Raw genomic sequence first — 16,352 nt, forward strand, 5'->3', positions numbered from 1 at the left:
TTTTGTCACGGATAAAATATCATCGCCAACGCTTTTTTAATTTTTAAATAACATAACCAATCAACCAAATAGTTGCTTTTACAGAACCATAAACAATAATATATAGACAATTTGCTAATGAAAACAAAAACATTATTGGCGTTAATTTTAACTCTATTACTTTTTTCTATTTCAAATGCACAAATAAGCACAACCATCTCAGGAATAATAAAGGATAAAACCACAAATTCAAATTTACCCTTTGTAAATGTAATTTTAAAAACAGTGAAAGACAGCACTTTTGTAAGTGGAACGGTTACTAATGAAGACGGCCGTTTTTCATTGACAAGAATAAATTCGGGAAATTATTATTTGGAAGTTTCGTATATGGGCTATTCCACAAAAAAACAGGCTGTTTTTGTAGGTAACCTCTCCGAATATTTAGATCTGCAGACCATAGAAATAGAAGAAGCTGAGACAACATTAAATGAAGTAATTATAACAAATAAGGCAAACGAAATAAGTGAGAAAATGGATAAAAAAACATTTTCTTTAAAAGATAATATAAACCAAAGTGGCGGTTCGGTTTTACAAGCCATGCAAAATCTACCTAGTGTAACTGTACAGGACGGCAAAATACAATTGAGGGGAAGCGATAAAGTAACTGTACTTATTGATGGAAAACAAACAGCATTAACAGGATTTGGAAGCCAAACTGGATTAGATAATATTCCTGCATCTGCTATTGAAAAAATTGAAATTATCAATAATCCTTCTGCGAAGTATGATGCAAATGGCAACGCAGGAATAATTAATATAATTTATAAAAAGAATAATAAAAACGGTTTTAATGGAAAAGTAGGACTTACAACAGGTGCAGGTTCATTATGGGTGCGAAAAGAGAACTTACCAAACATAAGACCTCAATATTCTTTTACACCCAAAATAAATCCAAGTCTATCACTTAATTATAGAAAAAACAAAGTCAATATTTTTCTTCAAGGTGATTATTTATACACTGAAAAGCTAAACAAAAATGAATTTGTTACCAGAATTTACGACGATGGTGATATTATAAATTCTCAATTAAAACGTAATAGAAACACCCATTTTACAACCTTAAAATCGGGTATAGACTACGCAATAAATGAACAAAACTCATTAACCATTTCAGGGCTTTATGGCGGTGAAAAAATAATTGACCGCGGTGACCAACCTTTTTATAATGAAGACCTTTCTGAACGTAAAAGACTTTGGCAGTTTTTGGAAGACGAATTAAAAACGACCCTTATGGCTACAGCCAATTATCAACATAAATTTCAGGAAGCTGGGCATTTATTAAATATTGGTTTTAATTATACATTTCACAGAGAGGATGAAAAATATTTTTACGATAATTATTTGCCAACTTCAACAGGTACAGATGCATTTAAACTATTATCGGATGAACAAGTTTACGATTTTAATATAGACTATATAAAACCTTTGAAATATGGACGAATTGAAACTGGAATTAAGCTTAGAAATAGAAATATACCAACAAATATGGAGTTTATTCCTGGAGAAAATTCTGTGTTAGACACCGATGCTGGTGGTTGGGCAACTTACAAAGAATTAATTCCTGCAATATTTGGAAATTATATTTTTGAAAACCAAAAGTGGGAAGCAGAATTAGGTTTAAGGATTGAGTTTGTAAATATTCAATATGATGTTAATCCAAATCATAGTGTTTACGCAAGCGATGGTTACAATTATACGCAGCCATTTCCTAATTTTCGTCTAGCTTATAAAATTAATGACGATAATAAACTTTCTATTTTCTTTAACCGAAGAGTTGATCGACCTAACGAGGTAGATATTCGTATTTTTCCAAAGTATGACGATGCAGAAATTATAAAAGTTGGAAACCCTGCCTTACGTCCTCAATTTACAAATTCAATAGAGATTGGTTTTAAAACTAATTTCAAAAAAGGTAGTTTTTACAACGCTATTTATCATCGATTTGCCAATGGAACAATTACAAGGATTTCTAGCACAGTTGAAGGAAGTAATTTGATTTATGCCACTTTTCAGAATGTAAATAATAGTTATAATACAGGATTTGAGATGGTTCTAAGCCAAGAAATTTCAGATAAATATTCGTTCAGCATCAACCTTAATGCATATAGAAATCAAATAGATGCTTTTAATATTGAAAATAAATATCCAATCTCACATACCTTCTCTGCTGACAAACAAAAAATAGTATCTGGAAATGTAAAACTGAATAACTCTTTTCATTTTTCTAAAAGTATAGATGCACAATTAAGCGCTATTTATTTAGCACCAGATATTATACCACAAGGCAAAACAAAATCTCGTTTTTCATTAGATTTTGGGTTAAAAAAGACAATTCAAAAGGGAAAAGGAGAATTATTTATAAATGCAACTGATTTGTTAAATACTATGGTAATTAAAAATGAAATTAACGGTCAAGGCTTTTACTATACTAGTTACGATTATTACGAAACACAAGTGATTAGACTTGGATACATTTATAAATTTTAACTATCAAAATGGACAAAATAATAAAAGGTAAACAATATATTGAAGTCATAACAGGCGGTGCAATTATGCCGGCCGAATTAATTGTATTAAGTCTTTCAGAAAATTAAAAATAAGCCAAAAACTTCAAAACGCCTTTTTTAGAGTGTTTAAATTTAAGCTTTGAAGAAGTATTTATTATTGCTGTTAGTTTTTATCTTTTTCTTACCGATACAAGCACAAAAAAAGAATGAGGGCTTTCGACTGCTTATTAAAAAGACCAGTTTACCCATACTTATAGATGGGATAGCAAATGAAGAAGCCTGACAAATATGCAAAAGGGATGGCAATTGTTTTAAGTGCGATTAATATATTGATTTACATTCTTCTGGGGACGAACTAAAAATTGTTTAACGAATTTAGCAAATCAGTATAAGACAGTTTGGCGAAGTCCAATGCGAAAAAAGGTCTGTGATAATTTCAATTGAGGATTGAACTAAAGGCTGCTTTTTATTTTGAAATATCTTTCCTATTTCAGTAAGGTCTTGGTAAAAAGGAAGAATATATTGAAAATATGGAGAATCGCCATTGGGTAAATTTATTCGAAGTGTGATAGGTCTTGATATTATAACGGTAAATAGTCTAATGGCCAACTTCATTTATAACAAAAATTTAGGAATGATTCAAATCATCTTTTTGCAGACATTGATTAATTATTTAAACGTCAATGGCACTTTAGACGAAAACTCTTGACCCAACCACCATTCAATGAGCATAATGATAGTGGCATCATAGGTTTGTTTGAATAAAAAAAAGTTCGAAAATAGTAATGCTTATTGATGAGGTAATTAACAATATTGAGTTGTGTAAGGTGTTAAAAGGTACTGTAATTTTGGACTTGTTCTGACCATCATGGAATTTTTAGGTTTTATTTTATAAGATTTTATAATCTTTTGGTTTCTTTTGAAAACCATGTGTTGTATCACATCTGTACTACACACAACACCTTATCCCATATAATTAGGGTAGTGTAATATACTGCATCGGGAAGTAAATAAATTTGATTTCCTGAAATATCCCCTAAATACTATTTTTCCTCCCGCTTATATTTCCCTTCCTTAAGATAGTCTTTAGAATCGCCATTTACTTTCGCTGAATAAATTCTTATGTATTGTTTGTGAAAACGTATCAACTAACACTATGTTTCTGTTTGATATTCTCATCTGGCTTCTCTCAAGACCATGGGAACAATCTCAATTTTTTTCTAAATCAAGCAAAAGAAAATACGCCCGCTTTAAAGGAAAACGGAAATCTGTTGAAGATCGGAGAACTCCAAAACAGTATTATAATCGCACAGAACAAGGCCTTTTTGCTCAATGCGACTTCAGAAGTTTTGGTGGCTCCATATTTTGATAACAACGGAAAGATTATAGACGTTACAACAACACCTTCCAGCACCGCTTTTGGGTATGATGTGGGTATTACAAATGGAGGTTTGTACGCCGCACAGATCAATGTAACCAAAAACTTGTTCAATCAAGCCATCACGGACAATTTATTGTTTCAAAATAAAATCCAAAACAATACCATCTCGCTTTCTTCCGAAATAATTACCCATAATATCATTAAAAATATTACCGATGTCTATATAATGGCATATCAATTACAGCTGCAAGAGAGCTTTACAAAACAAATTCTTAAAGACCTCGAAAATCGATTACAGGTTGTAGAATTATTGGTAAATCGCGCTATTTTGATGGAAAGTGATTATTTGTTGTTGCAATTGTATATTGACGGCAAGAAATTGGAATTGCAACAAATTCAAACCAACCTCACCGCAGCGATTAATCAGTTGTATACTTTAAGTGGTACTCCTTCTGGATTTACAGACCAATTAGAACCGCCTCAAATTAGTGACAACCAAAACCCTTCGCAGTTTTTCTATGAGAAAAGATTTGAGAATGATAGTTTACAAATCGTTGCCAATCAGCGTGTTTTTGAAAATCAGTATAAGCCACAAGTTTCTGCCTATGCAAATACGGGTTTAAATGCCGTGGAGATTCCCAATATCTATCATAAGTTTGGAGCAAGTGCAGGACTGCGATTGACGATTCCGATTTATGACGGAAAGCAGCGAAAGTACAATGCGCAGCAAAGTATTTTAAAAGAAGAAAGTTTAGAGTTTTATAAAGAGAATTCCAAAGTACAGATTGACAATAATCTAAAAAGTATCGAACAACAGATTCAGGCGTTGGAAACAGCAATGCAAATGCTTGAAAAACAATTGAAAAATCAAGAAACTGTTTTGGAAATCTACAAAGGGAAATTGGTTCAAGGACAAGTATCTATTGTGGATTACTTAAATGTCATTCAAAATTACAAATTAAACGGCTATACAAAACTTCAAATGCAGACCAACCATTGGTTATTGCAAAGCCAATATAACTTTATAAACTGGTAATCGATTATGAAAAAAACATATTTTAAATATATAGTCGCTTTGTCAATAATCATAAATTTTTATGCTTGTAAGAAAAAAGCTGAAATAGTTTCAGAAAAAAAAGCACTCATAAATGTAACCGCAGTTGCAGTTCAGCAAAACGATATCAAGGAATACCTCATGTTCAATGGCGTTACGCAATATCAAAAAAAAGAAAATATACGCTCAAATGTCACTGGTTATATTTCTAGGATGAAATTTAAAATTGGCGATGACATTCGTATTGGACAATCCTTTGCTTCTGTTAGAACTAAAGAGCAGGATGCCCTTAAAGAAGCTGTGAAAATAGATAGCTCGTTATCAAAGTTTGTGAGTCCAATAACTGTAAGAAGCAATGCTACAGGTGTTTTAACTGTACTAAATATTACGTCAAACGATTATGTTGCCGAGGGTGATATATTGGCAACTGTTGTTCAACCAAAATCATTGGTCATTCGAGTAAATGTGCCTTACGAATATGAAGATGCCATTCAAATAGGTTCATCGTGCGAAATCATCTTGCAAAATGGTGAAGTACTTACTGCAAAAGTAACAGGAACCTTACCTACCATAGACCCTGTGGCACAATCGCAGGTGTTTTTAATTGCTTTGCCAAATGCGAACCTTCCTGAAAATTTGAATGTTCAGGTTAGGACCATTTACAAAGAAGATGCAACCGCCATGACCATTCCCAAAACAGCTTTGCAAACCAATGAATTGCTATCAGAATTTTGGGTGATGAAAGTGGTAAACGATTCGCTTGCGCTAAAGCAGAAAGTTCTGCCATTACTTAAAAACGATTCACTTGTTCAGGTAAAGTCCGAAGGTCTTAAAGTAAATGACCTGGTCATTACTGAAGGTGCTTATCAAATGCAAGATTCAACCATCGTAAGTACAAAGAAACAATGAAAAACTTGCATTCCAATTATAAATTCCCACTACTCGCCATAGGTATTTTGATACTCATTGGAGGTGTTTTTACCTATCAGAATTTAAAGATTGGCTTATTTCCTGATATTACATTCCCTAAAATTAAGGTGATTGCCGATGCAGGACAGCAACCTGTGGACAAAATGATGACTACGGTAACAATTCCTTTGGAAAACATCATTCGCAGAACGGAAGGCTTGCAGTACATACGCAGTACAACCTCTCGTGGCAGTTGCGAAATTTCGGTTTTTTTGGATTGGAATATGGATATCAATACGGCCAAAGCCCAAATTGAATCTTTTATCAATCAGTCGCAAGGGAGTATTTTGCCAAACACTACCTTTTCCGTAGAAAAAATGAATCCGTCCATCTTGCCCGTTATGGGCTATTCATTGGAAGGCGAAGGCTTGTTGCAAGTAGATTTAAAGAAGATTGCGAAGTTTCAGGTGAAGCCCTATTTGGCCGCAACCCCAGGTGTTTTGGACATTGCGGTAATAGGTGGAAAGGACAAAGAATTTCAGGTTATTTTAAAACCGGATATTATTAAATCATTGGGGATTTCTATTTCAACGATTCAAAGTGCTGTGGTCAATTCCAATGTATTGCAATCTAATGGCTATATCACAGATTTTAATAGAATGTATTTGACGCTTACCGACAACGCAGTGGATGATATTGACGATTTACAAAACCTGGTAATCATAAATAGTCCCAACCGATTGATTCGGTTAAAAGATGTTGCTGCCATTGAAGTCAACGAAGTCAAGCAATATGTAAAAATCCTTGCCAACGGTAAAAACGTCCCTATCATTGCGGTCATAAAGCAACCTAATGCCAACCTTATTGAAGTGAATAATACGATAGAACAGAAGGTTGCCGAACTCTCAAAAATACTGCCCAAAGGAGTCGTGTTAAAACCCTATTACAAACAAGCCGATTTTGTAAACACCAGTATTGCCAGTATCAAAGATGTGCTGTGGATTGGTTTGGTACTGGCACTTTTGGTGGTCATTTTTTTCTTGCGTTCGTTTTCGGCAAGTATGGTGGTGCTGTTTACCATTCCGGTGTCCTTGTCTTTAACATTAATTGTTCTTGATGCCATTGGCTACACATTTAATATTATGACCTTGGGCGCGGTTGCGGCTGCCATTGGTTTGATGATAGATGATGTGGTCATTATCATAGAACAAATACATAAAATAAGGGAAGAGCATCCAGAACAGCCCATGCCTTGGGTGGCGCACGAAGCCATAACGCATCTATTTCCTGCAATGGTGGGGTCTTCCTTAAGCACGTTGGTCATTTTTATTCCCTTTATTTTAATGACAGGTGTTGCGGGGGCTTACTTTAAAGTGCTGGCATTTAGTATGATTATCGCCTTATCTGCTTCCTTTTTGGCAACCTGGTTAATAGTGCCTGTACTATCCATTTTGTTTACAAAAAACAAATCGGTGGAGCGTAAGCACGAACCAAAAACAAAATGGATCCATAGCGTATTGGGCAAACCAATTATAGGGATTTTATTTTTACTTGTTTGTGTTGTTATTCTTATAGTTGTTCCTTCAAAATTACCGTCAGGATTTTTGCCTGAAATGGACGAAGGCAGTATTGTATTGGACTATTATAGTCCGTCAGGCACCACTTTGGAAGAAACCGACAGGATGTTGCAAATCGTGAACGGTGTTTTAGACACTCAACCAGAAGTAGAAGCCTATTCAGCACGATTGGGAACACAAATGGGTTTTTTTATTACCGAACCCAACCGAGGAGATTATTTAATAAAACTGAAAGACAAGCGTAACAAGACTACAACAGAGGTTTCAGACGAAATACGAAAGCGCATTGAAGAAAAATTACCACAGTTAACCATTGATTTTGGCCAGGTAATTGGCGATATGTTGGGTGATTTGATGAGTTCCGTTCAGCCCATAGAAATCAAGGTTTTTGGAAATGACATCAACAAACTAGAAGAATTGTCTAAAAGAATTGCCACAGAAGTTGAAACCGTACAAGGTACAGCCGATGTTAACAATGGAATTATTGTGGCGGGTCCAAGTTTATCGATTATTCCAAATGTTCCCATACTCGCACAATTTGGGATGACCGTTGCCGATTTCCAATTGCAGTTGCAAACGCAAATTGAAGGCACCGTTGTAAGCTCGATGATCGATAAAGAACAACTGGTAGATATCCGTCTTATTTATCCCAACGCCCTCAAAACGTCTGTTTCAGATATTAGAAATACAGATATTTTATTGCCAAACGGGTCCAGTGTGCCCATCAACCAAGTAGCGACTATTGAAATGGGCAAAGGTGTGGCGGAAATCAATAGGGAAAGCCAAAAATCGATGGGTGTTATTACGGCACGACTCAACAATCGTGATTTGGGCTCAACGCTCAAAGACATTCAAAGTCATTTAACAAAAAATCTGTCCCTGCCAGCCGGTTATTCCATTGAATATGGCGGTGCCTACAAAGAACAACAGAAAGCATTTAAAGAGTTGATGATGATATTGATTTCAGCCATATTATTGGTGTTTATCGTGATATTATTTCTATTTAGAAAGATAAAAATCGCTTTGGCCATTATTGTAATTGCTGTTTTAGGAGTTGCGGGCTCTTTATTGGGTTTGTACTTAACGGGAACACCCTTAAATGTTGGAAGTTATACGGGCATCATTATGATTGTAGGCATCATTGGGGAAAACTCGATATTCACATACAGACAGTATCAGGAAAGTGATGCATCCCTCTCACATATTGAAAAAATTGAATACTCAATTGCAGCACGACTGCGCCCTAAATTAATGACGGCTTTTGCAGCAATCATGGCACTAACCCCTTTGGCACTGGGCATTGGTGCAGGCGCACAGCTTCATCAGCCATTGGCCATTGCCGTGATAGGAGGGTTGGTGTTTGCGTTACCGTTGTTGCTTGTTGTTTTGCCTACCATTTTGAAAATTATCAAGGAATAATATCAGTTTGAGATTTACGGAATTGTAGGCTATTTACAATTTTACGTTTTTGGGTCCTTTCTGAAAATATTCAACACATTCAATATTAGTATCGAAAAAATAACCCAAATAAATCCAGCGATAAAGCCTCCTAAAATATCGGAAGGGTAATGCACACCAAGATAAATTCGGCTAATACCTATACTCAAAATCAGTAGTATAAAAAACGCAATGATACCGGTTTTAAATATCGCATTTATTTTGAAAGTATAGAACAAATAGATTAAAAACCCATAAAACGCCATGGCTGTCATGGCATGTCCGCTTGGGTAGCTCAATGTTTCAACCGGTACCAGCTGCTCAACGTTCGGTCTTGCTCTATTTGTAATTTGTTTAAGTATCACATTGGAGAACGAGGACACTATTAAAACGATGGTCAATTGGACAACGTATTTCCAATTTTTAAAAATCAAATAAAATACTATTAAACAGATAATCAATACAATAAGATATCCATAGACACCTCCAGTATTTGTCACGAAAGTAAAATACTTTGTGAGGGCCGGAGTTCTGTAGGAAATGATATAATTGCTGATTTGTAAGTCAAGATCGGTAAATAAATGGGTTTTTAAATTTTCGGTAAGTTCCGTAAAAAGTTTCGTCGTACCCAAAACGATGACTGACGCAACCGCAATGATAATGACATACGGAAGGTTTTCATTGTGTTTGCCTAACTTTCGAGATAAATAGATTTTAAATTTTTCAATAAGTATTTTTAACTGATTTTGCATGTTTGCATAGATAACTATTATTAACGTGAATAACGTATAAGAAAATTAAGACTGAATTTTTCTTTTTCCCCTTCCTAAAGGGTGTAAAAATTCCTGAAATGTAGAAAAGGTATCACCCTTTTGGGTTGGGAAAGGAACATTTTCGGCTCAATAGGGTTATCCATTATTCACGTATTGTTAGGTTAATATTGCTATATGAGAGCAATGTATGGCATAATTCTAAAGAAAATTTAAACTCGTTTGTGCCATTCTCTTTTTTGCTTTAATATTCCTTTAGAATCACATACTAATTTTATTGTTTTAAATTTATCACTATGAAATTCTTAATAGCCGAAGACGAAATCGATTTACAACAATCAATAGTTACGTATTTACAGCGCGACGGTCATGTTTGTGAAGTTGCTTCGGACTTTCACGAAGCTTCAGATAAGGTTTATATCTATGATTATGACGTTATAATTTTAGACATTAACCTGAATACTGGAAGCGGCATAGATGTTTTGAAACTATTGAGGAAAGAAAATAAAAGGTCTGGTGTCATCATTATCTCTGCCAATAATTCCCTCAACGATAAATTGGAAGGGCTTGACCTCGGAGCTGATGACTACATCACAAAACCGTTTCATCTGGCAGAACTCAACTCAAGGATAACCGCAGTTTTAAGAAGAGGGAAGTTTGGTGGTGATGAGCTGATTGAATTTAATGAAATAAGAATTGACACCAAATCCAGAACCGTTTACATAGACGGAAAATCAATCTCATTGACAAAAAAAGAATACGATTTGTTGGTTTTCTTTATCTCGAACAAAGGGCGTGTACTTTCCAAAGAAATTATCGCCGAACATCTGTGGGGAGACGATAGCGATTTGTTGGATAATTTTGATTTTATTTACGTGCACATCAATAATTTACGCAAAAAACTAACTGCCGAAGGTTCAAAATATATCAAGACGGCTTATGGAAGTGGTTATAAATTTATAGAAGATTAGCAAGTGACCAAAAAAATAAAACTCATAAGAAAAACGTCCATAACCTTCCTTTTAACAGGATTGGTTTTGGTACTATTAAGTTCCATTGCTTTGTATTTTTATACCAAAAATTTGTTGCAAAATGAAGTTGAGGAAGAATTGTATTCTACCGAAGCACGGGTGGAAGCTTCACTTAATTCAAACAGACAGGTGTTTTCATTGCCACCTGTTGCCGAGGTTAAAACGGTTGAAAACTTAAGGCCCATGGTGCTAAAAGACACCATAATTTATGACCCTTCCCAAGATGAAATGGAGCTTTTTAGGGAGCTTTCGACTTACAAAAGAATAAACAATGTAAACTACCATATTACCGTAAGGACCTTGGTGGTTGAGTCGGAGGATATTCTAATGGCCATTGTGTTCTCTAACATAACCATATTTGTAATTGCATTTATTTTTCTGTTTTATTTCAACACTGCAAGAAACCTTCAGCTTTGGAAACCATTTTTCGATAACCTGGAACAGATGAAAACGTTTTCATTGACATCACAGAAGTCCATCCATTTGGTGGATAGTGATATATTGGAATTCTCGGAGCTGAAAAGTCAAATTTTGCTCTTAACAGATAAAGTAAAGGTCGATTACGAAAACTTAAAGCAGTTTACGGAAAATGTATCCCACGAAATCCAAACACCTCTGGCAATCATTCAGGCAAAAATAGACAACATCATCAATGAGCACGCCATAAATGATAAGCAGTTTGAGCAGATTACATCCATTCAAAAGGATATTCAAAGACTTAAACAACTCAATAAAAGAATAACCACACTTACCAAAATTGACAACAATCAATTCGTAAATATTGAAGAGGTCAATATTACCAACCTCATCAATGAAAAAATTGAAAACTTCAAAGAGTTGGAGATAAATCATATTTCACATAGTTCCAATGGTAAGTTATCCGTTTCGATGGACCCGTTTCTTGCGGACATTTTAATAAACAACCTTGTCTCCAACGCCATTAAATATACCAAAAACGAAGAAAATATTGATGTTGTGACGACTTCAGATTCCCTGATAATCAAAAATAGTGGAGAGCATCCATTAAACAACCCAGAAAAGCTTTTTGTTAGATTGTATAAGGAAGGAAACAATGCGCAATCATCCGGTTTGGGGCTTGCCATTGTGAAAAAAATATGTGAGCATTATGGATTTACGCCGTCGTATCGTTTTCAGCCTTCAATCATTAATGGACAGGGAGAACACATATTTCAGATAAATTTTCAAAAATAACTTTCAGGTTTACTACTTTAAACCATTTTTAGATTTGAAGTTTATTTTTATTCAATAAATTTAAAATTAAGATGACATGAAAAAAATTACACTACTCGCATTAACAGGACTACTCTTGAGTTTCACTTCTTGTAACAAAGAAAATGGAGCACCTCAAAAAGTAAAGGATGCATTCGAAAAAAAATTCCCTACAGCCACAAATGTAACATGGGATATGGAATCTGACAAAGAATGGGAAGCAGAATTTAAGATGAACGGTAAGGAACATTCTTCAAATTTCATGGTAGATGGTTCTTGGGTCGAGACAGAATATGAAGTAGGAGAGGCAGATGTTCCCCAAATAGTTATGGAGGCACTTAAAACAAATTTTGAGGGTTATAAAATTGAAGAAATGGAATATTCTGAAACTGCCGATGGAAAAGTCTATGAATTTGGTATTGAAAAAGATGAAAACGAAATGGAAGTTGCAATAGATGCTAATGGCAACATCGTAAAAAAAGAAGAAAAGAAAGCTGAAGATAACGAAGATGGAGACAATGAAGATAATGATTAATTAGCAAATAAATTCCCTTATAATTCACTATTTAATTTGGGCGTATCTTTTATGGGATGCGCCCTTTTTATTAAAATAATGTTAAATGAAACATACTTTAGATTTCCTTAAAATCAACTTTAGAATTAGGTACTACATTTATACCATTATTAATTTATAAAACGATAAACATGAAAACATTAAAGATTATTTTAGGAACATTTTTAGCTGGTGCCATGTTCGCCTTCTCATCAACAGGAGACCAAGTGCCACAAAAAGTCAAGGATGCTTTTGCGAAGAAATTCCCTACTGCCAAAAAAGTAAAATGGGATAAAGAAAATGCTACCGAATGGGAAGCAGAATTCAAAATGAACAATACAGAATATTCGGCAAATTATCTTGAAGATGGTACTTGGAAAGAAACCGAACATGAGATTGATGAGAAAGAGATGCCACAAAACGTGAAATCATCATTAATGAGCGCCTATTCTGGATATAAGATCAAGGAATCTGAAATATCAGAAACTAAAAACGGAATGCTCTATGAATTTGAGATTAAAAAAGGAGAGATTATGGTGGAAATTGCCATTGATGCAAATGGTAACATTGTAAAAAAAGAAATCATGAAAGAAAATGACAAAGAAGATAATGATTAGTTGAGTTTTCAAAGTTGATTGATTGAGTGCCAAAAGCCCATGTCTCAAAAAGATGTGGGCTTTTATTTTCTATGTCCTATGTTTTTCTTCTTGCTTTAGAATGACTTTAATTTGACTTTAGAATTCACTTCTATTTTTCTCAAAAATCATTTTATGGACAATCAATTCTAGCTTTAAATTTCCTTTAGATTTCAAATATATATTTGAATTGTAATTAATAATCCACGCTTATAGATTTAAAGAAATACTTCATTTTACCTCTAAGCGGCATATTTGGCGTGCTTATGGTGGAAATATTTTTTCACTTGCGGTTTATCTCTTTTCTTTTGTTCATGAATTCATTAATAATGCGAATCAAGTGTTTAAAAGATTAAACCCCATTACGATTTATAAGACAATATTAGGGGCGTTAGCTCTAAAATCGTTGTAGATACAAACGTTAATTAAATAAAAAGGGGCGTAGCCCTGTTATCTCCATAAAATAACACGATAATGAACAAAAAAGATATACCCCTGAAATTTAATAAACATGGCAAACATGCACAATTGTTTTATCAAAGATGTCAGGGCCAAAGCTCCCAATCCATCATCATGGCCCATTTTGCTACTACATGGCTAACGCCCCTAAGTTAAGCGCGCATTCCAATTTTCACTCGGCTTAATAGTTACAATATTTTAATTCTTGATTCGCATTAATGGTATCCTTTAACCGTTCTTTGTTTATTGCCCGTTTCTTGACAATGATATTGGTCTTTAAATCTTGATTGACATATTCCTGTAGATTGAGTTCCGGGGAATGGGGAACATGGTGGGATGAAGAACACTTCAGTTTTGTATTTGTGTTCTTCTAAACATTAATTTGTAGACCAGAAGTTTACGGATCATGTTTACTTTCAGTTAGGCGAAGGGAGTCTCCCCGCCCGAACAATAAAGGAAAAGCTTCTCAGTTTTTTGGAGCACTTTTTTATTTCTTTCTGAACTTATTGTTTATTGGGTTTGTTTTTTTGACGAATCAAATGTGAGAAATCATAAGTGTTTTTTATACACTTATGATTTTATTTGTATATATTTGCAAATATATAATTGCATTTAAAAATAGCCATTAGGGCAAATGTTTTGTAGTTTTGCAAAATTATTTCTAAAATCAGTGTAATGCTTTCCAGCTAAACAGTTGGCTATTAAAAATTAACCATAATAAAAATGAACAAAAAACTAGATCAACAAGCCGCAGATAATATTAGGGCATTGGCTGTGGCCATGGTAGAAAAGGCAAATTCAGGACATCCAGGTGGCCCCATGGGCGGTGCGGATTTTATGCACATTCTATACTCCGAGTTCTTTAATTTTGACCCATCAGACATGAAATGGCCTTTTAGGGACCGCTTTTTTATGGATGCAGGCCATTTATCTACGTTGATGTATGCGCAATACTATCTTTTTGGTAATTATGAAAAAGAGGATGTTGCTAATTTTAGACAATGGGGCTCCATTACGCCTGGGCATCCAGAAGTAGATGTAGCCAGAGGTATTGAAAACACTTCCGGTCCATTGGGGCAAGGTCATACCATGGGCGTGGGGGCTGCTATTGCCGCTAAATTTTTACAGGCACGATTTGGGGATTGGATGAACCACAAAATATATGGTTTTATTTCTGATGGCGGGGTACAGGAAGAAATATCGCAAGGTGCCGGTAGAATTGCCGGCCATTTAGGTTTGAGCAATTTTATCATGTTTTACGATTCCAACGACATTCAGTTATCAAGTGCTACCGATGAGGTAACCAGTGAAAATACGGCCATGAAGTACGAAGCTTGGGGTTGGAACGTAGTTACCATTGATGGACATAACCATGATGAGATAAGAAAGGCTTTAACCGATGCCAATAACGAAACCGAAAAACCGACTTTAATTATTGGGAAAACCATTATGGGTAAAGGGGCTGTGGCTGCAGATGGAAGTATGTTTGAAGGTTATTGCGAATTACACGGTCAGCCTATTGGTCATACTGGGGCAGATTACAATAAAACCTTATTAAATTTAGGTGCAACTACCGAAAATCCGTTTGATATTTTTACTGAGGTTAGTGAATTTTATAAAAAAATAATTGCTGAAAAAACAGCAAAAGCTGCAGAAAAGAAAGCCGTAATAAAGGCTTGGAGAAAAGAAAATGGAGCACTTGCCAGTAAATTGGATTTCTTTTTATTAGGAAAGCTTCCAGATTTGGATTTCGAATCTATTGAGCACAAACCAGGAGTGGCATCAAGGATAGCCTCTTCAAATGTGCTGGCGTATTTAGCCGGAAAAGTAGAGAACATGATCGTGTCATCTGCCGATCTATCCAACAGCGACAAAACCGATGGCTTCTTAAAGAAAACACAGGCCCTTAAAAAAGGCGATTTTTCAGGGTCGTTTTTACAAGCGGGTGTTGCCGAATTAACAATGGCAGCCATTGCAAATGGTATAGCGTTGCACGGTGGCATTATTCCGGTGGTGGCAACATTCTTTGTGTTTTCAGATTATATGAAACCTGCCATTCGTTTAAGTGGTATTCAAGAATTACCAGTAAAGTTTGTATGGACCCATGATGCGTTTAGAGTAGGAGAAGATGGGCCAACGCACCAACCTGTTGAGCAAGAAGCCCAAATCAGATTATTGGAAAAATTGAAGAACCATAGTGGTAAAAACAGTTTCTTGGCGATGCGTCCTGCAGATTCTGCTGAAACTTCTGTAGCTTGGAAAATGGCTTTGGAAAATAATGAAACGCCTACTGGTTTAATCCTTTCAAGACAAAACATTAAAGATGTTCCAGCAATGGGGTCTTCAAGATATAAAGACGCTTTAGCTGCAGAAAAAGGCGGATATTTGGTTAAAAAAGCAGATGATCCAGACGTGGTATTAATTGCCAATGGCTCAGAAGTATCTACCTTAATAGAAGCAGCACACTTGTTGGAATCTCGGGAAAACCTAAAAGTAAGTATAGCGTCCATTATTTCAGAAGGGTTGTTCAGACAGCAATCCAAATCGTATCAAGAAAGCGTCATTCCTAAAAACAAACCCCTATATGGTTTAACCGCAGGGTTGCCCGTTAATTTAGAAGGTCTTGTTGGCGATAATGGTAAAGTATTCGGTGTTGATCATTTTGGATATTCTGCCCCAGCAAGTGTTTTAGACGAAAAATTTGGCTTTACAGGAGAAAAAGTATGCCAAAATGTAATGGAGTATTTAAAAACAGTTTAATAAATTAAAT

10 protein-coding genes are annotated in these 16,352 nt (G+C 35.0%); 9 read left to right on the forward strand and 1 reads right to left on the reverse strand.

Annotated elements, in window-relative coordinates; translation table 11 throughout:
* Positions 1–117: 117 nt before the first annotated feature.
* The 4 genes from ACU1LP_RS05480 to ACU1LP_RS05495 all read left to right on the forward strand — a co-directional run bounded on the left by ACU1LP_RS05480 (position 118) and on the right by ACU1LP_RS05495 (position 8,886).
* Positions 118–2,526 (forward strand): TonB-dependent receptor domain-containing protein, encoded by a 2,409-nt coding sequence (locus ACU1LP_RS05480; RefSeq protein WP_445733642.1) that lies wholly within the window; start codon positions 118–120, stop codon positions 2,524–2,526.
* A gap of 1,186 nt (positions 2,527–3,712) precedes the next feature.
* Positions 3,713–4,963, forward strand: coding sequence for a TolC family protein (locus ACU1LP_RS05485; protein ID WP_445733643.1), 1,251 nt, complete (start codon positions 3,713–3,715; stop codon positions 4,961–4,963).
* 6 nt (positions 4,964–4,969) lie between these two features.
* Entirely contained in the window at positions 4,970–5,890 is a 921-nt protein-coding gene (locus tag ACU1LP_RS05490; RefSeq protein WP_445733644.1) for an efflux RND transporter periplasmic adaptor subunit, read from the forward strand.
* Positions 5,887–8,886, forward strand: coding sequence for an efflux RND transporter permease subunit (locus ACU1LP_RS05495; protein WP_445733645.1), 3,000 nt, complete (start codon positions 5,887–5,889; stop codon positions 8,884–8,886). The genes ACU1LP_RS05490 and ACU1LP_RS05495 overlap by 4 nt, the downstream gene beginning before the upstream one ends.
* A gap of 41 nt (positions 8,887–8,927) precedes the next feature.
* Here ACU1LP_RS05495 and ACU1LP_RS05500 read toward each other — a convergent pair whose 3' ends face one another.
* Positions 8,928–9,656, reverse strand: coding sequence for a phosphatase PAP2 family protein (locus ACU1LP_RS05500; RefSeq protein WP_445733646.1), 729 nt, complete (start codon positions 9,654–9,656; stop codon positions 8,928–8,930).
* Between the two features lie 314 nt (positions 9,657–9,970).
* On the opposite strand from ACU1LP_RS05500, the gene ACU1LP_RS05505 reads away from it, so the two are divergent.
* The 5 genes from ACU1LP_RS05505 (at position 9,971) to ACU1LP_RS05525 (ending at position 16,342) form a co-directional block, all read left to right on the forward strand.
* Positions 9,971–10,645 (forward strand): response regulator transcription factor, encoded by a 675-nt coding sequence (locus ACU1LP_RS05505; RefSeq protein WP_445731457.1) that lies wholly within the window; start codon positions 9,971–9,973, stop codon positions 10,643–10,645.
* A gap of 3 nt (positions 10,646–10,648) precedes the next feature.
* Complete coding sequence (locus ACU1LP_RS05510) at positions 10,649–11,917, forward strand: sensor histidine kinase (RefSeq protein ID WP_445733647.1); 1,269 nt, start codon at positions 10,649–10,651, stop codon at positions 11,915–11,917.
* A gap of 76 nt (positions 11,918–11,993) precedes the next feature.
* Positions 11,994–12,470 carry a PepSY-like domain-containing protein gene (locus ACU1LP_RS05515; protein ID WP_445735789.1) on the forward strand — a complete coding sequence of 159 codons (477 nt, stop codon included), beginning with the start codon at positions 11,994–11,996 and terminating at the stop codon, positions 12,468–12,470.
* A gap of 170 nt (positions 12,471–12,640) precedes the next feature.
* A complete protein-coding gene (locus tag ACU1LP_RS05520) occupies positions 12,641–13,105 on the forward strand; it encodes a PepSY-like domain-containing protein (protein WP_445731454.1) in 465 nt (154 codons plus the stop codon).
* Between the two features lie 1,200 nt (positions 13,106–14,305).
* Positions 14,306–16,342, forward strand: coding sequence for a transketolase family protein (locus ACU1LP_RS05525; RefSeq protein WP_445735790.1), 2,037 nt, complete (start codon positions 14,306–14,308; stop codon positions 16,340–16,342).
* Positions 16,343–16,352 lie beyond the last annotated feature (10 nt).

The organism is Mariniflexile sp. (genome assembly GCF_052728615.1).